This is a genomic window from Streptomyces sp. NPDC043878 (genome assembly GCF_056435735.1).
Genome location: NZ_JBWKDW010000026.1, coordinates 3,494 through 24,799, shown reverse-complemented (window position 1 = coordinate 24,799; position 21,306 = coordinate 3,494). Strand labels below are relative to the sequence as shown.

The window sequence follows — 21,306 nt, the reverse complement described above, 5'->3', positions numbered from 1 at the left end:
ACCATGAGCGGAATCCTCGAGGGCAAGCGCGTCCTGATCACCGGTGTGCTGACGGAGTCCTCCATCGCCTTCCACACCGCCAAACTGGCCCAGGAGCAGGGCGCGGAGATCATCCTCACCGCGTTCCCGCGGCCCACGCTGACCGAGCGCATCGCCAAGAAGCTCCCCAGGCCCACCAAGGTCATCGAGCTCGACGTGACGAACGACGAGCACCTCGGCCGTCTCGCCGACATCGTCGGCGAGGAACTCGGCGGTCTCGACGGCGTCGTCCACTCCATCGGCTTCGCGCCGCAGGACGCGCTCGGGGGCAACTTCCTCAACACCCCGTTCGAGTCGGTCGCCACGGCCATGCACGTCTCGGCGTTCTCCCTGAAGTCGCTCACCATGGCCTGCCTGCCGCTGATGCAGAACGGCGGCTCGGTCGTCGGCCTCACCTTCGACGCGTCCTTCGCCTGGCCGCAGTACGACTGGATGGGCCCGGCCAAGGCCGCCCTGGAGGCCACCAGCCGTTACATGGCGCGTGACCTGGGCAAGCAGAACATCCGCTGCAACCTGGTCTCGGCGGGCCCGCTCGGCTCGATGGCCGCCAAGTCCATCCCCGGCTTCAGTGAGCTGGCCTCCGTGTGGGACAACCGCGCCCCGCTGGAGTGGGACCTCAAGGACCCGGAGCCGGCCGGCAGGGGTGTCGTCGCCCTGCTGAGCGACTGGTTCCCGAAGACCACCGGCGAGATCGTCCACGTCGACGGCGGGCTGCACGCCGTCGGTGCGTGACCGCTGCCGTACCGGCTCAGGCCGACCGTTCGAGGGCCCGCGTCCAGCTGGACGCGGGCCCTCGGCGTGTCACCCGGTCGGCCCACCCGCCGGGCGGGAGCGCGGTGCGCACCGGCACCCTGGAGAAAGCGTCCCTCGCGTGTTCCCCCTCCCCAGTACGGCCGAGGAGGTCCCCTTGTGCGCCTGTCCCGCAGTCTGGCCTCAGTGACCGTCGCCGTCGCGCTCGTGATGTCCCTGCCGTACGAGGCGATCCCGCACGCGCGCGTGCGCGTCGGCGGATCGCATCCCCCGGAGCCCTTCGGCGCCGCGTGCCGCACCAGTGTCCTCGGCTCCCACGTGGTCGCCTACTGCCACAACCCCTATGTCGACACCGACCGGGTGAGTCTGCACGTCGAGTGCGACCGCTGGTGGGACCTGGACACCGACAGCGCCCCGGTGGACGCCGGGCCCGCGACGACCGTACGGCTCACCGGGCGCTGCTGGAAGGAGGTCGCCTCGGCGTGGGTCAGCCACCAGCGGCGGGCGAGCTGAGCCGGCCCGGGCGGCACCGCAGCGGATAGCCGGCGCCCTCCGCCGCGGCCGCCGCCCCGTCGCCCGCGCGGATCGCGTCGACGAGCCGCGCGTGGTCCATGTGGGTCTCCGGCGTCAGCTCCTCGCCGACGTCCGCGCGCAGCCAGTCCCGCAGCACCTCGCCCAGGTCGGCGTACATCGCCGTCATCACGTCGTTGTGGGACGCCGCCACCACCGCCAGATGAAAGGTCGCGTCCGCGGCCACGAACGCCTCCCTGTCACCCGACTCCCAGGCATCCTCCCGCCGTACGAGGAGGGTGTCGAGCTGCTTGAGGTCCTTCTCGGTGCGCCGCTCCGCGGCCAGGCGCGCGGCCGTCGACTCCAGTGTGGAGCGCAGTTCCGCGATGTGCCGCGGGTCCGCGTCGGCGAACCGGCGGTGCATCACGCCGGCCAGTTCGCTGGTGGCCGCGACGTAGGTGCCGGAGCCCTGGCGGATGTCCAGCAGGCCGTTGTGCGCGAGTGCGCGGACGGCCTCGCGGACGGTGTTGCGTGCGACGCCCAGCTGCTCGACCAGCTCGGGTTCCGTCGGGATCCGGGAGCCGACCGGCCACTCGCCCGCGGTGATCTGGTTCCGCAGCGCGGCGATGACCTGTTCGGACAACGCCGAGCGGCGGGGATGGCTCAGAGGCATGGCACACCTTCGCACGGGCGGGGCCGGAGCGGGCGGCCTCGGGATGGACAACCAATCATCCCATGATTCTATGATGGTCCCCATGGCACGTGAGGAGACCCGGACCACGACGTCCGCACCCGGCGCCGTCCCGGTGGCGCGCAGGACCCCCGAACCCACCCCGCGCGCGGGGACGGCGAAGTGGACGACGAGACTGCTCGTCGTCGGCATCGTGCTGTCCGCGCTCAACCTGCGGCCCGCCATCACCAGCCTCGGCGCCCTCCTCGAAGAGGTCCGCGACGGCCTCGGCATGAGCGGCGGCGTCGCCGGGCTCCTCACCTCCGTGCCCCCGCTCTGCTTCGCCGTGTTCGGCGTCACCGCACCCCGGCTCGCCCGCCGCTTCGGGGCCGGCGCGGTGGTCTGCGCCGGCATGGCCGCCATCACCGCCGGCCTGCTCATACGCCCCTACGCGGGCGGTACGGCCGGCTTCCTGGCCGGCAGCGCCCTCGCGCTCATGGGCATCGCGGTCAGCAACGTCCTGATGCCCGTCATCGTCAAGCAGTGGTTCCCGGACCGGGTCGGCTCCATGACCGGCCTGTACTCGATGGCCCTCGCTCTCGGCACCGCGTCCGCGGCCGCGGTGACCGTGCCCATGACGAGGGCGCTCGGCGGCAGTTGGCAGTCGGGCCTGGCCGTCTGGGCGGCCCTCGCGGCAGCGGCCGTACTGCCCTGGATCCCGTTCGTACGACACCGGGCCGCCGCGCCCGCCGAGCGGCCGGCGGGGCGTCGTCCGGCCGGGCACGACGAGGCCGCCGGGAAGCCCGGGCAGGGTGCGGTCACCGCGCTGCGGATCAGCCGGAGCCGTACCGCCTGGGCGCTCGCCGTGTTCTTCGGGCTCCAGGCCACCGCCGCGTACATCACGATGGGCTGGATGCCGCAGATCTTCCGCGACGCGGGCGTCTCCGCCGGCACGGCGGGGCTGCTCCTGGCCGTCACCATGGTGATGGGCGTGCCGCTGGCCCTCGTCATCCCGCGCGTCGCCACCCGGCTGCCCCAGCAGGGCCCCGTCGTGCTCGTGCTGGGGGTCTGCGGCCTCGCCGGATACGCCGGCCTCTACTTCGCGCCGGCCGGCGGGGCCTGGGCCTGGGCGGTGCTGCTCGGTGTCGCCAACTGCGCCTTCCCGCTGGCCCTGACCATGGTCGGCATGCGGGCCGGGACCGGCGCGGGCGTCGCCCAGCTGTCGGCCTTCGCGCAGAGCACCGGCTACCTCATCTCGATCCCGGGCCCGCTCCTGGTCGGCGTGCTCTACCAGCACAGCGGCGGCTGGGGCCCGCCCATCGCGCTGATGGCCGCACTGATGATCCCGCAGATGGCCGTCGGCGTCCTGGCGGGGCGTGACCGCACGGTGGAGGAGGAGGCGGCACGCTGACGTCCCCCGGCGGAGCCGGCGCGGTCGGCGGGTGCGAGACTTGCCGTATGCCAGTGCTCGATCCGAATCCCCAGAACGGCCAGAAGAAGATGCTGCTCGTCTTCGGCGCGTTCTTCGCCATCTTCGTGATCATCGCCGTCATCGCGTCGATCGCCTCACCCTGACCGGACCCGGGACCGGTCCCGCGTCGGACCGGTGGTGGGGTTGGCCCCCCGTCCCCTAGGGGGCGGGTGTCAGGGTCAACTGGGTGGATCTCCGGATGGGTTGGGACCCGCGGATTCCGTAGCTTCGAGATGTGACCGCGACGGGCGGACACGGATCTCGACCACGGACCACCCGATGACCCGCGGAGGCACTCATGTCGGCCCCTACGCACACCCGGCCCCACCCGGCTACCCGGGGCGGCGTCGACATCCGGCTGCCCTGGTGGGCCCTGGCGCTGCCCGCGCTCGCCTTCATCGCGCTGCTCGTGCTGATACTCAACCCGTCCGACGCGCAGGCCGCGACCGGTGACCCCGCGATCACCCAGGTCTTCCAGCGCCTGCAGGAGCTGCTCGGCCGCTGACCTGGGGTGCCGGGCCCGTCCCCGTGATCACTTCGCACCGGTGAAGCCGCATGTCAACTCCTTGCGCCGCATGGCGTGTTTCATGCGAAGCTGGGTGCTATGAGCGTCGCAGAACCCCGCAAGATCATTGTCTTCCGGCATGCGAAAGCCGACTGGCCAGAGGTCCCCGACCACGAGCGGCCGCTCGCTGAGCGGGGCCGCCTGGACGCCGCGGTCGCCGGACGCAGGCTGGCCGACAGCGGCATGCCCTTCGACCTGGCCCTCTGCTCCACCGCGGTCCGCACCCGGGAGACCTGGAAGCTCGCCGTCCACGAGCTCCCGCACCGGCCGAAAACCGTCTACGAGGAGCGGATCTACGATGCCTCGCCCGGCGAGCTGATCGCGCTTCTCAACGAAACCCCCGACGACGCGCAGGACGTGATCCTGATCGGCCACAACCCCGGCGTGCAGGGCCTCACCGACGTCCTGGCCGGCTCGGCCGAGGGAGACGCCCGAGAGCGGATGAACGGCCGCGGCTTCCCGGCCGCGGCCTTCGCCGTGCTGTCCTTCGACGCCCCCTGGAAGAGCCTGGAACCGGGCGCGGCGAGACTGACGGACTACTGGGCACCTTCGGACTGACGGGGGCTGGGCGGTCCGTTCCGGGCGTGGGGGAGTCCCGGTGCCTGTTGTTGCGGTCGGGTGCGGCTCGTGAGTGCGGGTGGGGTGCGGCTCCGGGGCGCGGCGGCTCCGCCGTGTGCCGTCCGCCGTCGGCCGGTCCTGCCGGGCGTGGCCGGCGGGGTGGCGGGTTCCTGCCGGGCCGTGCCGCCCGCTGCGTGTCGCCCCGCGGCGCTGTCGGGATGCGGTACGTGTCGGCCTGGACGTCCTTCGGCTGCTCTGTCCCGCCGTGGTGGTCTCGCCGCCGCCCGGGCGGCGGCTCACGGCACCGGCCGACGCGGGGGACACAAGGGGCGCGGGGGTGCTCACGACCCCCGTGGGCTGCCTCAAAGGGGCGTCTTGCGCCGTACGGCCCGCCGCCCCGGTCGTCTCCCGCCCGTACCGCCCGTCCCACGGTCGTCTCGGCGCCGTACCGCCCGCCACGGGCCCGGGAGCCCCAGAGCCCTGTCCGGTCGCTCCCTCCCGAGGCCCGCCTGCCGGTGGCCACCGGCCTACGCCGCTCTCCACGGCGTCCGCCGTCCCCGAGGCCCGCCGCCTGATCCCACCGCCCTCTGCCGGCTCCTGGCCGGTCCGAGCGGGTCCGCCGGTTTCCCCCACCTGCTTCCGCCCGGCCCGCAGGTTCTCAGCGGCCCCGGTCGGCTTCGTGCCGCCACCGACCGCCCCGCGAGGACTCGGAGGACTCGGGAGGACCCGGAGGACTCGGGAGGACCCGGTCGGGCTCAGTCCTCCACGTGCGCGTCGGCCGCCTCGACCTCTTCGCGGGTGACGCCCAGCAGGTACAGGACCGTGTCCAGGAACGGGACGTTCACCGCGGTGTGCGCGGCCTGCCGTACCACCGGCTTGGCGTTGAAGGCGACCCCGAGGCCGGCCGCGTTCAGCATGTCCAGGTCGTTCGCGCCGTCGCCGATCGCGACCGTCTGCGAGAGCGGGACACCCGCCTTGGCCGCGAACCGCCGCAGCAGCCGTGCCTTGCCCGCCCGGTCGACGATCTCGCCGGTGACCTTGCCCGTCAGCTTCCCGTCGACGATCTCCAGCGTGTTCGCCTGGGCGAAGTCCAGCCCGAGCCGCTCCTTGAGATCGTCCGTGACCTGGGTGAACCCGCCCGAGACGACGCCCACTTGGAAGCCGAGCCGCTTCAGCGTGCGGATCAGCGTGCGCGCGCCCGGCGTCAGCCGGACCTCGCTGCGCACCTTGTCCACCACCGACGCGTCCAGCCCCTCCAGCAGCGCCACGCGCGCGTGCAGCGACTGCTCGAAGTCCAGCTCCCCGCGCATGGCGGCCGCCGTCACCTCGGCGACCTCGTCCTCGCAGCCGGCGTGCGCTGCGAAGAGTTCGATCACCTCGTCCTGGATGAGCGTCGAGTCCACGTCCATGACGACCAGGCGCTGCGCGCGCCGGTGCAGCCCCGCCGCCACGACCGCCACGTCGACACCGACCTCCGCCGCGCCGGTCACCAGCGCGGTGCGCAGCGGCTCGGTCTCCACGCCGGACACGGCGAACTCCACGGCCGTCACCGGGTACTTGGCGAGGCGGAAGATACGGTCGATGTTGCCGCCGGCCTTGGTGATCCTGGCGGCGACCGCAGCCGTGGCCTCGGCGGTGAGCGGGTGGCCCAGCACGGTGACCAGGGAACGGCCGAGTCCGCGCGGCCGGTTGTCGCCCCGGCCGGAGATGATCTCGGCCTGCATCTTCACCGACTCCGCCCAGCTGTGGACGGTGGAGCGCAGGTCGCCCTCGAGTCCCTGCGGTGGCTCGGTCACGAGCGCGCAGAGCACCATCCGCCCCCGGGTGACGACCTGCTCGATGTCGACCACGTCGACGGAGAAGGCGGCGAGGGTGTCGAAGAGACCGGCCGTGATGCCCGGCTTGTCCTTGCCGAAGATCTTGACGAGAAGAGTGGGTACGTCGGAGGTCTGCGAAGCGTCCATGGTGTTCTCACCGTATCCGGCACGCAGTGCCTCACGCGCGGGAGGTCCGCCTGACGGACACGGAACAATCGGTGTCGAAGCGGTGGCGAAAGCCTTGCGGCCGGCCCACCGGCCGGCCACGAACAGCCTACGCCGGGGCCGCTCCCGCGTCGGCGCACGGACGCCCGGGAACCGTTCCGGGCCCCGCTCTCGATCACCGTGGACCCCTGGGCCGGCGAGGCGGAGCGGGCGGTGGCGGTGGCGGCGGCGGAGGCCCGTCGTCGGAGGACGGTGACCGGCCCTTGTCCGGCTGCGACCTCGGCGGCCGCTGCGGCGACCGCGGGGGCGGGGCGAGCGGCCGGGCCACCGTGGGTGCGCCGTACACGTCGGGAGACGGCCGGGAGCCCCCGGGCCGCCGCCCCTCACCGGCGGGCGGAGCCGCATCCGGCGGGCGGGGCCCGTCGCCCACCCCTCCCGCGTCCTCGGATTCGGGTCGCGCGTCCTGCGGTTCCCGCAACTCGTTCGGCCGGGCATCCCGCGGTTCCGGCTCCTCGCCGCGCGCCCGGTCCGGCATCCGCAGATACGGATTGGTGTCCGGGTTCGGCGGACGGTACGGCGTTCCGGGCACGTACGGCCCCGATGCGCCGGCAGGGGGGTCGGGCACGCGCGGGGACGGCCGCCCGCCCGCACCGGCCGGCGCCCCGGACTCCCCGGCCCGCGCCCCATGTTCACCCGCAGGCGATCCACCCGCACCGGCACGCTCCCCGGACGGCCCGCCACCCCGCTCCCCGTGCGGCTCACCACCCTGCCCCGCGTACGACCCGGGCCGTCCCGCATACGGTCCGGACCCATCCGCGGACGGCCCGGTCCCTTCCGCCGAGGGCCCGGTCCCGCCGTAGGGCCCGCTCCGGTTCTCGTACGGCGTGCGCCCGCCGGAGTGGGACGCGGCCCCGCTCCCGTACGGACCGTGCCCCGCCCCGGCCGGATCCGCGTACCCCGGACGTCCCAGCGGCCCGCTCGCCGGCACCCCATCACCCGGCCCTCCCGGCACCCCGACTCCCGCCCCGCCAGGCTCCTTTGGCCCCGACCACGTCCCCGATCCCGCCGCGACACCCCGTGCCAGTGGCGCCGCCCGTCGTCCCGCGGCGCCGCACGCCCGGGCCAGCAGGGCCCCGACTGCCCCCGCCCCGGCGCCCCAGAGCGCGCCGAGGACGAGCGCCATGCCGAGGTGTCCGCTCAGCCGGACCCCCGCCCCGAAGGCGTCGAAGCCGAGCACGGACAGCGAGGCGTCCACCGAGACCGTGGTCAGCCACCCGAGCAGCGGCAGCGTCAGCGCGGTCGCGACACCGAGCCGCAGCGCACATCGCCCCGCGAAACCGAGGGCACCCTCGTCCGGCACGGCCCCGCCGACTCCACCGATCCCGCCCACTCCACCGGCCCCGGCTCCGCCGACGCCCCCGATCCCGGCCCCCGCTCCACCCGCCACCGGTGTTCGTACCGCCGCCAGTACCCCCGCCAGCAGCATCATCAGGGCGGCGGCGACGCCCAGCAGCCACACCCGTCCGTCCAGTTCGGCCAGGCGTCCCAGGGTGACCGGCCGGTCGGACCTCGTGCTCAGCAGGTCGTCGAGCGGATGCGGCAGCACTTTGGTCAGTACGCCGGTGGCCTGTCCGTCGTACGGCACGAACAGGCCGACCGGGATGCCCAGCCAGGTGCCGTTGGGCGCGCCGAGCAGCGCCGCGCCCGCGATCCGCTTGGGATGGTCGTCGCCGATCGCCGCGTACGCGGCGGCCGCGAGCCCCGCCGCCACGGACGTCAGCAGCACCGTGACGAGCGCGGACGTGGCCGGCCGCACCACCCGGTGGGCGACGTCGAGGCCGCGCGGCAGGGGGGTGCGGCGCGAGGCGAGCAGGGCGATCAGCAGGATCCCGGCCGACCAGGCGAGGCCGCCGAGCAGGGTGGGCGCGGTGTCGACGGTGAAGCCGACCGCCGCCTTCGCGTGCACGAGGTCACCGAGCCGGTCCGGCAGCAGTCCGCCGATGTCACCGAGCCCCGGAACGTTGAGACCGCCGCCCCCACCGCCGCCGCCGGGCAGGTCGTCCAGCCCCAGCTTGCCCCCGTCGATCGTGATGACGTCATGACCGGCCCAGGCGAGCCCGCCCAGCATCGCGACGAACAGCGCCACCACCGCACCCGCGCGCGCGAGGAGTTCGGCGGGCGTGATCACAACTCCCGCCGCCCGCAGGGACCGTAGGAAGAACCAGGTCAGCAGCAGGGCACCGACCAGACTCACGCCCAGTGGCGTGATCTCGACGGCGGTGTTCGCCTGCGCGCCCGACAGGCCGAACGCGGAGACGTCGCCCGACGGCGTGACGGAACCACCCGCCGCGAGCGCCACGACGGCCGCGGTCATCGGGCCGAGCGAGCCCGCCGTGTCCGCCTCCAGCAGATGCAGACCGAGCGCGGCCGTGGCCGCCATCCCGATCAACGCCCAGCTCACCGCGGCGATCGCGGACAGCAGTACGTCGCCCCACGGCACCTTCGTGTCGTACGGCGTGGTGGTGATGACGCTCGTCGACGACCTCATGGCAGACCCCCCGATCCACGGCGCGGCCGGCCACCGCACTTGTCCCCCTCGCGTGGATTACCACTCTCCGGGCCGGTTTCAACCCCGTCAACGGAAACGGCGCAAGCGCCCGCGCGCGGTCTTCACAAGGCCCGGCTTTCGGTCAGGGGGCCGAGCCTGAAATAGTTCCCGACGATGTTCGACATCCCTAGACTCCCTGTGTTGGGGGTAACTCGGGGGACTACTCAGTGGGGCATGGAGTGCCGGAACTCGTACTGGAATCGAATGGCAGGACCTGGACGCTCGACGCGTCCAGGCCGTACACCCTCGGACGTGATCCGCAGGGGGACATCGTGCTCGACGACGCCAGGGTGTCCTGGCGTCACGCCACGATCAGCTGGGGGAGCGGCGGTTGGGCGATCGAGGACCACGGCAGTACCAACGGCACGTACGTGCGCGGGCAGCGGATTCACCGGATGGAGATCGGCCCCGGACTGGCCGTCCACCTCGGCAACGCGACCGACGGACCGCTCGTGAGCGTCAGCGGCACCGCCGCCGTGGCGACGCCCCAGGCGCAGCCGCAGCAGCAGCCGTTCGCGGCGCAGGGCGCGGGTCCGGGCTGGGCGCAGCAGGCTCCTCCGCAGCCGCAGACCCCGCAGGCAGGCTGGCAGAGGCCGCAACAGGCCGCCGCCCCGCCGTTCCCGCAGCAGCAGGGCCCCGGTGGTGGCGCGGGGGCGCCGCCGGTCTACGGCGACCGCAGCCCGACCACGTTCCACCAGTTCTCGCTCGGCCGGGTCATGCGCATCGGCCGTGCCCTGGAGAACGAACTGGTCGTCTCCGACCTCCAGGTCTCCCGTCACCACGCCGAGTTCCACGCCACGCCCGACGACCGGTTCGAGATCCGCGACCTGGGCTCGCACAACGGCACCTACGTCAACGGCCAGCCGATCGCCAAGGGCGGCTCGGCGCTGCTCGGCCCGAACGACATCGTCGGTGTCGGTCACTCGACGTTCCGCCTGGTCGGCGACCGTCTCGAGGAGTTCGTCGACACCGGTGAGGTGTCCTTCTCGGCCCGTCACCTGACCGTCACGGTCGACGGCGGCAAGCAGATCCTCAAGGACGTCTCCTTCGGCGTCCCGGAGAAGTCGCTCATCGCGGTCATCGGCCCCTCGGGCTCCGGCAAGTCGACGCTGCTCAAGGCGCTCACCGGCTACCGCCCGGCCAACCAGGGCGACGTCCTCTACGACAACCGCAACCTGTACAAGCAGTTCGCCGAACTGCGCCAGCGCATCGGTCTGGTCCCGCAGGACGACATCCTGCACAAGGAACTGACCGTCAAGAAGGCCCTCAAGTACGCGGCCAAGCTGCGCTTCCCGGCGGACACCACCGGCGTCGAGCGCGAGGCCCGCATAGACGAGGTGCTGCGCGAGCTGAAGCTGGACATCCACAAGGAGAAGAAGGTCACCTCCCTGTCCGGCGGCCAGCGCAAGCGTGTCTCCGTGGCCCTGGAACTGCTCACCAAGCCGTCGCTGATCTTCCTGGACGAGCCGACCTCCGGCCTCGACCCGGGCATGGACCGTGACGTCATGCAGCTGCTGCGCGGCCTCGCCGACGACGGCCGTACGGTCCTCGTCGTCACGCACTCCGTGGCCGAGCTGGCGATCTGCGACAAGCTCCTCGTGATGGCGCCCGGCGGCGCGGTCGCCTACTTCGGTCCGCCGGAGGAGGCGCTGAACTTCTTCGGCTACGACACCTGGGCCGACGTCTTCTCCGCCTTCGAGAACTACCGCGACTACGACTGGGCGGGACGCTGGAGGGGCTCACAGCACTACCAGATGTACGCCGCGGACATCGACGCCGTCGCCGCACAGTCCGTACAGATGCCGCCGATGCAGGCCATGAAGCCGCCGAAGCCGCAGGGCTGGATGTCGCAGTTCGTCACTCTGGTGCGCCGCTACACCTCGGTGATCGCCTCGGACAAGGGCTTCCTGGCGCTGATGGTGATCCTGCCGGCCGTCCTGGGCGCGGTGAGCCTGCTCATCGACTCCGGCAACAGCCTGCTGCCCAACCCGCCCAACGCGCAGGGCAGGATCATCCCGAACGGCACCGCGACCACGGTCCTGCTGATCCTCGCGGTCGGCGCCTGCTTCGCCGGCGCGGCCAACTCCGTCCGTGAACTGATCAAGGAACGGGTCATCTACGAGCGGGAGCGCGCGACCGGCCTGTCCCGCTCCGCGTACCTGATGTCGAAGGTGTTCGTGCTCGGCGTGATCACCGTGCTCCAGGGCCTGATGGTCGGCGTCATCGGGTTCGCGAGCCGTGAGATCCCGAAGCAGGGCCTGGTCCTCGGCAGCGCCACCATGCTGGAGCTGTCCATCCCGGTCATGGCCCTCGGCTTCACCGCGATGATGTTCGGCCTGATCATCTCCTCGCTGGTGAAGACGGCGGAGAAGACCATGCCGCTGCTGGTCATGTTCGCGATCATCCAGGTCGTGTTCACCGGCTGCCTGTTCACCCTGAACGGAGCGGTGGGCGTCAACGAGTTCTCGTACCTGATGCCCTCGCGCTGGGCGGTCGGTGCCGCGGGCGCCACGCTCGACTTCAACAAGATCAGCCCGCCCAAGGACGGGGGCGCCACGGACCCGCTGTGGGAGCACACCGTCGGCGCCTGGACCATGGACATGGCCGCGCTGGTCGTCCTCGGCGTGATCTGCGGCTTCTTCGTGGCCCGCTTCCTGCGCCGCCACGAGCCCGAGGTCATGCGCAAGTAGCCGTCGTGGCAGCACTCGCGGTGGAAGTGGTCGTACGACGCCGAAGGGCGGCACCCCGTCAGGAGGGTGCCGCCCTTCGGCGTCCGCGTGCAGAGGTCCGCGCCGACCTCAGTACGCGCTGTTGACGTTGTCGATCGAGCCGTACTTGTCCGCCGCGTAGTTGGCGGCCGCGGTGATGTTGGCCACCGGGTCGTAGATGTTCCAGGAGGTCCCGGCGACGTGGTAGGCCGTGAAGGTCGGCGGTATCACCTGGAGCAGACCCTTGGAGGGGATGCCGTTGATGGCGTTGATGTCCCAGCCGTTGATCGCCTTCGGGTTGCCCGAGGACTCCCGCATGATGTTGCGGTGCAGGCCGTTGTAGGAGCCCGGGATGCCCTTGGACTTCATGATGTCGAGCGAGTGCCTGATCCAGCCGTCCAGGTTGTTCGCGTAGGTCTTCGCGGCGACGGTCTTGAACTCGATGCGCTTGACCGACCGGCTCGCCGTCTGCCTGGCCCTGCGCTCCCGCTCGGCCTTCTTCTTCGCGGCGGCCTCGGCCGCGGCCTTCTTTTTCGCGACAGCGTCCGCCGCGGCCTTCTTCTTGGCGGCGGCCTCGCCCTGCAGGCTGGTGCGGGCGAACTGCTCGGTGACGTCCGCCGTGCCCTTGAACTGCTCAGCCGCGCCCTTGAACTGCTCCGAGGTGTACGCCACCCGCGCCGAGGAGACGGAGGCGTCGGAGGTGGTGGTCTGCCCGTGACCCGGCACGGTGGTGAACGCCAGGGCGGCGGCACCGAGAGCGGCGACACCGGCGATCGCGGCCCTGTGCGGCCTGGTGAGAACGCGACGCTGACTTCGGGCAGTGGTGTTCTGGGGCATGGCTGACGGACCTCTTCGGATAGCGCGGAGGTCGCTCTTCGTCCGGCGGGGACGGGTGCTTCCGGCACAAACGCCGCGGACGACATCCGCGGCGCTGAGCGACGGGAGCAATTCTTAGCGGCCGCAAAATCCTGAGGCAAAGGTGTGACGTACGATCCTCGATAGTGGATCAGGGAATGGCAAATCGGGACAGACTGGACCGTCCGTGCCGCTCATAAGGGACATGTCCGTCTCCTATGCCCCTTCGTACGTGATCTGCGCCCTATGCGCGGGCTCACACGGCGCCACCCCTGACCTCACCGGCGGTTGCGGGCGCAATGCTCAGCGTGAGGAGTTCTCCGCTCCAGCGGAAGGAGGGAGGAGGAGGTGCACGTCCCCGAACTCGTGCCACAGGTAGCGCCCGGCCACCGCCTGCTCGTACCCGCGGTCGACCGCGGCACGCCCGGCGACCGCCTCCAGCATCAGCAGATGCGACGCCTGCGGCTCGTGCAGCCCGGTCAGCAGCCCGTCCACCACCCGCACGCCCCGTTCCGGGGTCACCACGAGCCCCGTCCAGCCCTCGGCCGCCCGGACCACCCCGTCGCCGCCCGCCGCGGACTCCACCGCCCGCACGGCCGTCGTACCGACCGCGACGACCCGGCCCGCACCCGCCTTCACCGTGTTGATCAGCCGCGCCGACGCCTCCGGCACCGCGAACCGCTCCGGATACGGCGGTTCGTGCGACTCCGCCGACGCCACCCCCGTGTGCAGCGTGACCGGGGCGAACTGCACGCCCCGGCTCACCAGCTCCGCCACCAGCCGCGCGGTGAAGGGCCGCGCCGCGCTCGGCATCTCCGCGCTGCCCGCCCCGTCGGCGGACGGCAGCGCGAACACCGTCTGGTACGCGGACAGCGGCTGGTCGCGCTCGGTGTAGGAGTAACGGATCGGCCGCCCGAACTCCCGTAGCATCCCGAGCACCCCGGCCCCCGGAGCGCACGCTGTCGCGAGCACCCCGGCCCCCGGTGCGCGCGGCGCCCCGAGCACCTCGGGCCCGCACACCCGGGCCCACCACAACCGCTCGGCGCCCGGACTGACCGGCTCCTCCACGACCAGCCGCGTCCCCCCGGGCAACCGGACCTGCGTTCCGGCGGGCCCGCCCGCACGCGCGCGCGTGGTGCCCCGCCCGTCCGGTTCCCGCAGCTCGACCGCCCACCGCCCGTCGTCCCCGCGCGTGGAGAAGTGCACCACCACGCGCGCGCGCCCCATCCGTCCGTCGACGGCGGCGGCCAGCGTCACGGACGTGTTGACGACCAGCAGGTCCCCGGCCCGCAGCAGCCGTGGCAGCTCCGCGAACGCGTGGTGCGACACCTCCGTGCCACGCGACACCAGCAGCCGTACGGCCTCCCGGCCCAGCCCGGGTCCGCGCTGCTCCGCCGGCACCCGCGCAGACAACGCCTCCGGCACCCGCACCGCCAGCGTCATCGCCCCTCCACCAGCGCGGGAGCCCTGTAGCGGCCGCTCACCGGACGCTCGTCCAGCAGCCGCAGGAACGCCGGCACCACCCGCTCCGGTGCCGGTCGCGGCTCGTCGTCCAGCGGTACGGCCGCCGCGTACAGGTCCGTGGCCATGTCCCCGGGGTCCACCGCCCAGACGCGCAGCTCCGGCTCCTCCACGCCCAGGACCGCCGTCAGCTGGTCGAGGGCCGCCTTCGACGCCCCGTAACCGCCCCACGTCTCGTACGCCTCGGCAGCCGCGTCCGAGCTGACCGCGATCACCGCCCCCGCCGCCGACGCGCGCAGCAGCGGCAGCGCCTCCCGGACCAGGCCCAGCGCGGCCACCACGTTGACCTCCAGCGCCCGCCGCAGCCCCTCCAGGGGCAGCTCGGCCAGCCGTACGAGCGGCTCGGCCCCCAGCGCGCTCGCGTTGTGCACCAGCAGGTCCAGGCCGCCGAGACCGCTCGCCGCGGCCACCAGACCGGCGCGGTGCCCGGCGTCCGTGACGTCCCCCGGCAGTGCCTCGACGCGCGTACCGTGCGCGGCGACCGCCTTCGCCGCCTCCGTCAGCGCCCCGGCCCCCCTGGCGTCCAGCACCAGGTCCCAGCCCCTGGCGGCCAGCGCCTCGGTGAGCGCCCGGCCCAGCCCCTTCGACGCTCCCGTGATCATCGCCACCGGCATGTCTCCACCGTCCCCTCGTCCGTCGCGCCGTCCGCGCGACGCCGGCCCCACGCTAGGAACGGGCCCGCCCGTCCCGCCTCGGGCGCAGGCCGCAGGACGGCGGGGCCCTTCGTCCTACGCCGTCGATCCGCGACTCCGGTCCTAGGACCACAGACCGGGCCGGTGGCCGTCACCGGTCCGATCCGCGCTGTCACAGGCCGCCGGTACCGTGAGGACATGAGTCAAGGCCCCCGGTCCGGCCTCGCGGCGGTGAGTTCCGCGCTGCTGGCCATGAGCAGACACCTGGAGGTCCGCGACGTCCTCAAGACGATCGTGGCCTCGGCCCGTGAACTGCTCGACGCCCAGTACGCCGCCCTCGGGGTCCCCGACGACCACGGCGGCTTCGCCCAGTTCGTCGTCGACGGCGTCAGCGACGCCCAGTGGAAGGCCATCGGCCCCCTCCCACGCCAGCACGGCATCCTCGCCGCGATGCTGCGCGAGGCGAGGACCGAGCGCCTCGCCGACGTGCGCCAGGACCCCCGCTTCGAGGGCTGGCCCGCCGCCCACCCCGACATGTCCGACTTCCTCGGCCTGCCCATCAGGGACGGCGACGAGGTCATCGGCGCGCTGTTCCTCGCCAACAAGAACTGCGCGAGACGACGGGGGACCTGCGGCTTCACCCCCGAGGACGAGGAACTGCTCGCGCTGCTCGCCCAGCACGCGGCGATCGCCCTCACCAACGCGCGGCTCTACGAACGCAGCCGGGAGCTGACGATCGCCGAGGAACGCTCCCGGCTCGCCCACGAACTGCACGACGCGGTCAGCCAGAAGCTGTTCTCCCTGCGCCTGACGGCCCAGGCGGCCGCCGCCCTGGTCGACCGCGACCCCTCCCGCGCCAAGGGCGAGTTGCAGCAGGTGGCCGCGCTCGCCGCGGAGGCCGCCGACGAACTGCGCGCGGCCGTGGTCGAGTTGCGCCCCGCGGCCCTGGACGAGGACGGCCTGGTCGCCACCCTCCGCACCCACGTCCAGGTCCTCGACCGCGCCCACACGGCGCGCGTGACCTTCGGCGCGGACGGTGTCCGGGCGCTGCCCGCCGCCCAGGAGGAAGCCGTGCTCCGCGTCGCCCAGGAGGCCCTGCACAACGCACTGCGGCACTCCGGCGCCCAGCACGTCGACGTCACCCTGGACCGGCGTGCCGGCGGGGCCGTCCTGCGGGTCACGGACGACGGGTGCGGCTTCGACCCGCAGTCCGTGCGGCGCGGCGGCCGCCACCTCGGTCTGGTCTCCATGCGGGACCGGGCGGACGGCGCCGGCGGCGGCCTGACCGTCGAATCGGCGCCCGGAAAGGGCACCACGATCGAGATGGAGGTCCCCGGTGGCTGACGCGATCAGGGTGTTGCTCGTCGACGACCACCAGGTGGTCCGCCGGGGTCTGCGCACCTTCCTGGAGGTGCAGGACGACATCGAGGTGGTGGGCGAGGCGGGGGACGGCGCCGAGGGAGTGGCCCGCGCCGAGGAACTCAAGCCGGACGTCGTCCTCATGGACGTCAAGATGCCCGGAATGGACGGCGTGGAGGCCCTCCGCAAGCTGCGCGACCTGGACAATCCCGCGCGCGTGCTGATCGTCACCAGCTTCACCGAGCAGCGCACGGTGGTCCCCGCCCTGCGCGCGGGCGCCGCCGGCTACGTCTACAAGGACGTGGACCCCGACGCCCTGGCCGGCGCCATCCGCTCCGTCCACGCCGGCCACATCCTGCTCCAACCCGAGGTCGCGGGCGCGCTGTTGTCCCAAGAGGTCACCAACTCGGGCCACGGCAGGGGCGGTTCGCTGACGGAGCGGGAGCGCGAGGTGCTGACCCTGATAGCGGACGGCCGCTCCAACCGGGAGATCGCCCGGGCGCTGGTGCTCTCCGAGAAGACCGTCAAGACGCACGTCTCGAACATCCTGATGAAACTCGACCTCGCCGACCGCACCCAGGCCGCCCTGTGGGCCGTGCGCCATGGCGTGACCGGCTGATTCGCGCTCCGGGTGGTGCGCCGGAGCGATCCGGTACGGCAATACGGATGGTTGCGTTCCGGGCTGAGATTCATACCGTCGTGGGAATGTCCCCCGGATGGCGCATCCTTCGGGGATCTCCGCCGTTCTCCAGTGCGTGCCGCGGCGACTGCCGCGGTCATCACCAGGAGGGCTCAGAAGTGAACAAGCTGAAGAAGGCGGCGGCCGTGACGATGGTGGCCGGCGGGCTGATCGCCGCCGGTGCCGGGATGGCCTCCGCCACCGACGGCGCCGTCGCCCACGGCCAGGCCGCCGGCTCGCCCGGCGTCGCCTCGGGCAACCTCGTGCAGGCCCCCGTGGACATCCCGGTCAACGTGGTCGGCAACAGCGTGAACGTGATCGGGGTGCTGAACCCGGCCTTCGGCAACCTCGGCCTCAACCACTGACCCCTGCCGTCGGCAGGTGGTGACCTCCGGCCTCCCGGGCCTCCCGGGAGGCCGGTCAGCTTGTACGTTCCATTGACCCGAACGGGCGCTTGAAGCCGGTGACGCGTGCCGTTACGGAGCACCGCCGCGTTCACCAGCCAACGACCCGCGGCCGGGTCGAACACGCAAACGCAGGAGGAACGCTTCTCATGAACATCGCCAAGAAGGCAGCCGTAGCGCTCACCGTCGCCGGTATCGCCGCCGGCGCGTCCGCCGGTGCCGCTTTCGCCGACGCGGGTGCCGAGGGCGCGGCCGTGAAGTCGCCGGGTGTCGGTTCCGGCAACCTCGTCCAGGTCCCGGTCCACATCCCGGTGAACGTGGTCGGTGACAGCGTGAACGTCATCGGTCTGCTGAACCCCGCGTTCGGCAACACCGGCGTCAACGGCTGACCCGCACCACCCGGAGGGGCCCCACGAGTCGACGAGGACTCGCGGGGCCCCTCCCGCGCGTGCGACCACCAGAGCCCCTGCCGGCCCTTGAGGACAAGGCCGGCAGGGGCCGACAGGAGCCCCAGGGGCGCTACCCCGAGGCGGTCACCACGCCGTGAGACTCACCGCTCACGCTCCTCCACCATCGAGTTGTACGCCGCCACCTGCGCCCGCCGCGCCGTCCGCTCCACCGGCCGCAGCGCCTGCGCCCGCACGGCCAGCTCGGAGGCGCTCACCGCACCGCCGGGCCCGTTCTCGTACGCCAGTGACACCAGCAACGCCACCCGCCGCGCCAGCTCCAGCACCCGCACCGCCCGTGGCGGATACCCCGGCGCCAGAGCCTCCCGCCCCCGCTCGGCCCGTGCCCGGTACGCGTTGATCGCCGCCTCGGCCACCGGCCCCGACCCGGCGAGATCCAGCCGCGACAGCACCTCGGTCGCCTCCCGCAGGGCCTCCGCGAGCTCCCGCTCGGCCTCACCCAGCGACGGCACGTCGGCGGGCGGCGCCTCCCGCACCGGCAGGCAGTGCCACACCACCTCGACGTGGACGTCACCGGCGGGCCCGGCCTCGTACACCTCCGGAACCAGCCCGAGCGCAGTCCCGAAGCAGACCACCGCCTCCTCGGCGTCCAGCGCCCGCGCGTTGAACTCCGGCGGTCCGCTCAGCCCCAGCGGATGCCCGGGCGCGGGCAGCGCGACCCGCAGCCCGCTCGCCCCGAGCGTCCGCAGCCGCCCGAGAGCGAGCGTCAGACCGACGGGACCCGACTCACCCGGCAGCCCCTCCACACGGTGCACCGCATCCTCACCGACGATGGCGAGCACGGCGTCGTCCGGCGAGACAAGTCCGGCCAACAGGGCATTTCCCCAGGCTGCGAGGCGTCCTGAACGTGGTTCCGAAAGCATGGCCCCACCCTAAGGACCGGACCGATGGAATGGAGCGGCCGGCCGGTGGCGTAGATTTCCTTGAGGGCTGCGCCCACCGGCGCGCCGGACCACGCCACAGGCGAACGCGACAGCCGAGACCGGCCACACTGCAAGGGGAGACAACGCGCTCATGAGCGATGTTCTGGAGCTTCAGGACGTATCCGTGGTCCGTGAGGGCCGGGCTCTGGTGGACCAGGTCTCCTGGTCGGTCAAGGAGGGCGAGCGCTGGGTCATCCTCGGCCCGAACGGCGCCGGCAAGACCACCCTCCTGAACGTCGCCTCCAGCTACCTCTACCCCAGCCAGGGCAGCGCCACCATCCTCGGCGAGACCCTCGGCCGCCCCGGTACCGACGTCTTCGAACTGCGCCCCCGCATCGGCATGGCCGGTCTCGCCATGGCCGACAAGCTGCCCAAGCGCCAGACCGTCCTGCAGACCGTGCTCACCGCCGCCTACGGCATGACCGCCGGCTGGCAGGAGGAGTACGAGGACATCGACGAGCAGCGCGCCCGCGCCTTCCTCGACCGCCTCGGCATGAGCGACTTCCTGGACCGCAGGTTCGGCACCCTCTCCGAGGGCGAGCGCAAGCGCACCCTCATCGCCCGCGCCCTGATGACCGACCCCGAGCTGCTGCTCCTCGACGAGCCGGCCGCCGGCCTCGACCTCGGCGGCCGCGAGGACCTCGTACGCCGCCTCGGCCGCCTCGCCCGCGACCCGATCGCCCCCTCGATGATCATGGTGACGCACCACGTCGAGGAGATCGCGCCCGGCTTCACCCACGTCCTGATGATCCGCCAGGGCAGGGTCCTGGCCGCCGGCCCGCTGGAGCTCGAACTCAGCTCCCGCAACCTCTCCCTCTGCTTCGGCCTCCCGCTCGTCGTCGAGCAGGTCGGCGAGCGCTGGACCGCACAGGGCCTCCCGCTGTCGTAAACCCTGAACTACCGCGAAATCAACGGTAGAAAGCCCCTTCCCGCCCCATCGCGCCCTGTCCGCGGCGGGACTTGCGGACCTACCATGACCATGTGAACGACATCGACGCATGGGTGTGGTGGCTGGTCGGCGCGGCAGCGCTCGGAATCCCGCTCGTGGTGACCGCGATGCCGGAGTTCGGCATGCTCGCCGTGGGCGCCGTCGCGGGCGCGATCGTCGCCGGACTCGGCGGCGGTGTCGTCGTCCAGGTGCTCGTCTTCGCCGCCGTGTCGGTCGCGCTCATCGCCGTCGTACGGCCCATCGCCACCCGGCATCGCGGTCAGCGACCCCAACTCGCCACCGGAATCGACGCGTTGAAGGGCAAGCAGGCCGTCGTGCTGGAGCGCGTCGACGGCTCCGGCGGTGGCCGGATCAAACTCGCCGGGGAGATCTGGTCGGCGCGCTCGCTCGACACCGACCGCGCCTACGAGGTGGGTCAGGAAGTCGACGTCGTGGACATCGAAGGCGCCACGGCGATCGTCATGTGACCTCGCACGACGTACTGGACGGAACGCCCCACGGGCCAAACGACGGTCTGTCAGACTCGACCAGCAAGATCTTCAACAAGCATAAGATCCTCCGAAAACGCCGATGCAAAGAAGGGCACGGGAAGCCGACGATGGAACCGGTCATCATCGTTCTGATCATTCTGGTGGTGCTGGTCTTCATCGCCCTGATCAAGACGATCCAAGTCATCCCGCAGGCGAGCGCGGCCATCGTCGAACGCTTCGGCCGCTACACCCGGACACTCAACGCGGGCCTCAACATCGTCGTCCCGTTCATAGACACCATCCGCAACCGCATCGACCTGCGTGAACAGGTCGTGCCGTTCCCGCCGCAGCCGGTGATCACCCAGGACAACCTGGTCGTGAACATCGACACGGTCATCTACTACCAGGTGACCGACGCGCGCGCCGCGACCTACGAGGTCGCCAGCTACATCCAGGCCATCGAGCAGCTGACCGTCACCACCCTCCGCAACATCATCGGCGGCATGGACCTGGAACGGACCCTGACCTCCCGCGAGGAGATCAACGCGGCCCTGCGCGGAGTCCTCGACGAGGCCACCGGCAAGTGGGGCATCCGCGTCAACCGCGTGGAGCTCAAGGCCATCGAGCCGCCCACCTCCATCCAGGACTCGATGGAGAAGCAGATGCGCGCCGACCGTGACAAGCGCGCCGCGATCCTCACCGCGGAAGGCACGCGCCAGGCGGCCATCCTCACCGCCGAGGGAGAGAAGCAGTCCCAGATCCTGCGCGCCGAGGGCGAGGCCAAGGCCGCGGCCCTGCGCGCCGAGGGCGAGGCCCAGGCCGTCCGTACGGTCTTCGAGGCCATCCACGCCGGCGACCCGGACCAGAAGCTGCTCTCCTACCAGTACCTCCAGATGCTCCCGAAGATCGCCGAGGGCGACGCCAACAAGCTCTGGATCGTGCCCAGCGAGATCGGCGACGCCCTCAAGGGCCTGTCCGGCGCCTTCGGCAACTTCGGCGGCGGCGGCAACTCCGGCGGTGGCAACTCCGGGAACTCCGGCGCGGAACGCCGCGAGAAGCCGTCCCTCGACTGACGTCCCCGCCCACGGCAGCGGGGGGGGGGGGGGGGGGGGGGGGGGGGGGGGGGGGGGGGGGGGGGGGGGGGGGGGTGGGGGGGGGGTGGGGGGGGGGGGGGGGGGGCCGTCTG

At 72.4% G+C, this 21,306-nt stretch carries 21 protein-coding genes; 14 read left to right on the top strand and 7 right to left on the bottom strand.

Features of this window, described 5'->3' with window-relative positions; genetic code table 11:
- Positions 1-3: 3 nt before the first annotated feature.
- On the top strand, positions 4-771 hold the full coding sequence (gene fabI, locus AC07AZ_RS30045) for an enoyl-ACP reductase FabI (RefSeq protein ID WP_478853245.1): 768 nt from the start codon (positions 4-6) through the stop codon (positions 769-771).
- Positions 772-948: 177 nt separating this feature from the next.
- The gene (locus tag AC07AZ_RS30040) at positions 949-1,302 is read left to right on the top strand and encodes a hypothetical protein (protein WP_478853243.1); all 354 of its coding nucleotides are present in this window, start codon (positions 949-951) and stop codon (positions 1,300-1,302) included.
- On the opposite strand, the gene AC07AZ_RS30035 is transcribed toward AC07AZ_RS30040, so the two are convergent.
- A complete protein-coding gene (locus AC07AZ_RS30035) occupies positions 1,277-1,972 on the bottom strand; it encodes a FadR/GntR family transcriptional regulator (RefSeq protein ID WP_478853241.1) in 696 nt (231 codons plus the stop codon). The two genes, AC07AZ_RS30040 and AC07AZ_RS30035, sit on opposite strands and share 26 nt — an antisense overlap.
- 82 nt (positions 1,973-2,054) lie before the next feature.
- Here AC07AZ_RS30035 and AC07AZ_RS30030 point away from each other — a divergent pair, with 82 nt between their 5' ends.
- The 4 genes from AC07AZ_RS30030 (at position 2,055) to AC07AZ_RS30015 (ending at position 4,563) form a co-directional block, all read left to right on the top strand.
- Entirely contained in the window at positions 2,055-3,380 is a 1,326-nt protein-coding gene (locus AC07AZ_RS30030; RefSeq protein ID WP_478853239.1) for a CynX/NimT family MFS transporter, read from the top strand.
- A 47-nt stretch (positions 3,381-3,427) separates the two neighbouring features.
- Positions 3,428-3,544, top strand: a complete 117-nt coding sequence (locus AC07AZ_RS30025; protein ID WP_356043957.1) for an SGM_5486 family transporter-associated protein — start codon at positions 3,428-3,430, stop codon at positions 3,542-3,544.
- Positions 3,545-3,738: 194 nt separating this feature from the next.
- Positions 3,739-3,945, top strand: coding sequence for a hypothetical protein (locus tag AC07AZ_RS30020; protein ID WP_478853237.1), 207 nt, complete (start codon positions 3,739-3,741; stop codon positions 3,943-3,945).
- Positions 3,946-4,044: 99 nt separating this feature from the next.
- Positions 4,045-4,563 carry a SixA phosphatase family protein gene (locus AC07AZ_RS30015; RefSeq protein ID WP_478853235.1) on the top strand — a complete coding sequence of 173 codons (519 nt, stop codon included), beginning with the start codon at positions 4,045-4,047 and terminating at the stop codon, positions 4,561-4,563.
- 755 nt (positions 4,564-5,318) lie between these two features.
- On the opposite strand, the gene serB is transcribed toward AC07AZ_RS30015, so the two are convergent.
- Positions 5,319-6,527, bottom strand: coding sequence for a phosphoserine phosphatase SerB (serB, locus tag AC07AZ_RS30010; protein ID WP_478853233.1), 1,209 nt, complete (start codon positions 6,525-6,527; stop codon positions 5,319-5,321).
- Between the two features lie 193 nt (positions 6,528-6,720).
- A complete protein-coding gene (locus AC07AZ_RS30005) occupies positions 6,721-9,093 on the bottom strand; it encodes a streptophobe family protein (RefSeq protein ID WP_478853231.1) in 2,373 nt (790 codons plus the stop codon).
- A 239-nt stretch (positions 9,094-9,332) separates the two neighbouring features.
- On the opposite strand from AC07AZ_RS30005, the gene AC07AZ_RS30000 reads away from it, so the two are divergent.
- Positions 9,333-11,843, top strand: coding sequence for an ABC transporter ATP-binding protein/permease (locus AC07AZ_RS30000; RefSeq protein WP_478853229.1), 2,511 nt, complete (start codon positions 9,333-9,335; stop codon positions 11,841-11,843).
- A gap of 108 nt (positions 11,844-11,951) precedes the next feature.
- Here the strand turns inward: AC07AZ_RS30000 and AC07AZ_RS29995 are convergent, their stop codons facing one another.
- From AC07AZ_RS29995 to AC07AZ_RS29985, 3 genes are all read right to left on the bottom strand, one after another.
- Positions 11,952-12,698: a transglycosylase SLT domain-containing protein gene (locus tag AC07AZ_RS29995; RefSeq protein WP_478853227.1), complete on the bottom strand. Its 747-nt coding sequence runs from the start codon at positions 12,696-12,698 to the stop codon at positions 11,952-11,954.
- Between the two features lie 321 nt (positions 12,699-13,019).
- Positions 13,020-14,159 (bottom strand): S-adenosylmethionine:tRNA ribosyltransferase-isomerase, encoded by a 1,140-nt coding sequence (locus AC07AZ_RS29990; RefSeq protein ID WP_478853225.1) that lies wholly within the window; start codon positions 14,157-14,159, stop codon positions 13,020-13,022.
- Positions 14,156-14,851: an SDR family NAD(P)-dependent oxidoreductase gene (locus AC07AZ_RS29985; RefSeq protein ID WP_478853223.1), complete on the bottom strand. Its 696-nt coding sequence runs from the start codon at positions 14,849-14,851 to the stop codon at positions 14,156-14,158. Before AC07AZ_RS29985 ends, AC07AZ_RS29990 begins: the two co-directional genes overlap by 4 nt.
- A 216-nt stretch (positions 14,852-15,067) precedes the next feature.
- Here AC07AZ_RS29985 and AC07AZ_RS29980 point away from each other — a divergent pair, with 216 nt between their 5' ends.
- The 4 genes from AC07AZ_RS29980 to AC07AZ_RS29965 all read left to right on the top strand — a co-directional run bounded on the left by AC07AZ_RS29980 (position 15,068) and on the right by AC07AZ_RS29965 (position 17,700).
- A complete protein-coding gene (locus tag AC07AZ_RS29980; RefSeq protein WP_478853221.1) occupies positions 15,068-16,213 on the top strand; it encodes a GAF domain-containing sensor histidine kinase in 1,146 nt (381 codons plus the stop codon).
- On the top strand, positions 16,206-16,847 hold the full coding sequence (locus AC07AZ_RS29975; protein ID WP_478853219.1) for a response regulator: 642 nt from the start codon (positions 16,206-16,208) through the stop codon (positions 16,845-16,847). Before AC07AZ_RS29980 ends, AC07AZ_RS29975 begins: the two co-directional genes overlap by 8 nt.
- Positions 16,848-17,026: 179 nt before the next feature.
- On the top strand, positions 17,027-17,272 hold the full coding sequence (gene chpE, locus AC07AZ_RS29970; RefSeq protein WP_478853217.1) for a chaplin ChpE: 246 nt from the start codon (positions 17,027-17,029) through the stop codon (positions 17,270-17,272).
- A 188-nt stretch (positions 17,273-17,460) separates the two neighbouring features.
- A complete protein-coding gene (locus AC07AZ_RS29965) occupies positions 17,461-17,700 on the top strand; it encodes a chaplin (protein ID WP_478853215.1) in 240 nt (79 codons plus the stop codon).
- A gap of 161 nt (positions 17,701-17,861) precedes the next feature.
- On the opposite strand, the gene AC07AZ_RS29960 is transcribed toward AC07AZ_RS29965, so the two are convergent.
- Positions 17,862-18,641 (bottom strand): hypothetical protein, encoded by a 780-nt coding sequence (locus AC07AZ_RS29960; RefSeq protein WP_478853213.1) that lies wholly within the window; start codon positions 18,639-18,641, stop codon positions 17,862-17,864.
- Between the two features lie 151 nt (positions 18,642-18,792).
- Here AC07AZ_RS29960 and AC07AZ_RS29955 point away from each other — a divergent pair, with 151 nt between their 5' ends.
- The 3 genes from AC07AZ_RS29955 to AC07AZ_RS29945 all read left to right on the top strand — a co-directional run bounded on the left by AC07AZ_RS29955 (position 18,793) and on the right by AC07AZ_RS29945 (position 21,193).
- Positions 18,793-19,590: an ABC transporter ATP-binding protein gene (locus AC07AZ_RS29955; protein ID WP_478853211.1), complete on the top strand. Its 798-nt coding sequence runs from the start codon at positions 18,793-18,795 to the stop codon at positions 19,588-19,590.
- Between the two features lie 92 nt (positions 19,591-19,682).
- Positions 19,683-20,117 carry an NfeD family protein gene (locus AC07AZ_RS29950; RefSeq protein ID WP_478853209.1) on the top strand — a complete coding sequence of 145 codons (435 nt, stop codon included), beginning with the start codon at positions 19,683-19,685 and terminating at the stop codon, positions 20,115-20,117.
- A 131-nt stretch (positions 20,118-20,248) separates the two neighbouring features.
- Entirely contained in the window at positions 20,249-21,193 is a 945-nt protein-coding gene (locus AC07AZ_RS29945) for an SPFH domain-containing protein (protein ID WP_478853207.1), read from the top strand.
- Positions 21,194-21,306: the final 113 nt, after the last annotated feature.

Coding starts and splice junctions, on each gene's coding strand:
- AC07AZ_RS30005 (WP_478853231.1), bottom strand. CDS start 9,093: ATGAGGTCGTCGACGAGCGTCATCACCACCACGCCGTACGACACGAAG.
- fabI (WP_478853245.1), top strand. CDS start 4: ATGAGCGGAATCCTCGAGGGCAAGCGCGTCCTGATCACCGGTGTGCTG.
- AC07AZ_RS30030 (WP_478853239.1), top strand. CDS start 2,055: ATGGCACGTGAGGAGACCCGGACCACGACGTCCGCACCCGGCGCCGTC.
- AC07AZ_RS29945 (WP_478853207.1), top strand. CDS start 20,249: ATGGAACCGGTCATCATCGTTCTGATCATTCTGGTGGTGCTGGTCTTC.
- AC07AZ_RS29980 (WP_478853221.1), top strand. CDS start 15,068: ATGAGTCAAGGCCCCCGGTCCGGCCTCGCGGCGGTGAGTTCCGCGCTG.
- AC07AZ_RS30020 (WP_478853237.1), top strand. CDS start 3,739: ATGTCGGCCCCTACGCACACCCGGCCCCACCCGGCTACCCGGGGCGGC.
- AC07AZ_RS29955 (WP_478853211.1), top strand. CDS start 18,793: ATGAGCGATGTTCTGGAGCTTCAGGACGTATCCGTGGTCCGTGAGGGC.
- AC07AZ_RS29995 (WP_478853227.1), bottom strand. CDS start 12,698: ATGCCCCAGAACACCACTGCCCGAAGTCAGCGTCGCGTTCTCACCAGG.
- AC07AZ_RS30025 (WP_356043957.1), top strand. CDS start 3,428: ATGCCAGTGCTCGATCCGAATCCCCAGAACGGCCAGAAGAAGATGCTG.
- AC07AZ_RS29960 (WP_478853213.1), bottom strand. CDS start 18,641: ATGCTTTCGGAACCACGTTCAGGACGCCTCGCAGCCTGGGGAAATGCC.
- AC07AZ_RS29985 (WP_478853223.1), bottom strand. CDS start 14,851: ATGCCGGTGGCGATGATCACGGGAGCGTCGAAGGGGCTGGGCCGGGCG.
- AC07AZ_RS30015 (WP_478853235.1), top strand. CDS start 4,045: ATGAGCGTCGCAGAACCCCGCAAGATCATTGTCTTCCGGCATGCGAAA.
- AC07AZ_RS30035 (WP_478853241.1), bottom strand. CDS start 1,972: ATGCCTCTGAGCCATCCCCGCCGCTCGGCGTTGTCCGAACAGGTCATC.
- serB (WP_478853233.1), bottom strand. CDS start 6,527: ATGGACGCTTCGCAGACCTCCGACGTACCCACTCTTCTCGTCAAGATC.
- AC07AZ_RS29990 (WP_478853225.1), bottom strand. CDS start 14,159: ATGACGCTGGCGGTGCGGGTGCCGGAGGCGTTGTCTGCGCGGGTGCCG.
- AC07AZ_RS29965 (WP_478853215.1), top strand. CDS start 17,461: ATGAACATCGCCAAGAAGGCAGCCGTAGCGCTCACCGTCGCCGGTATC.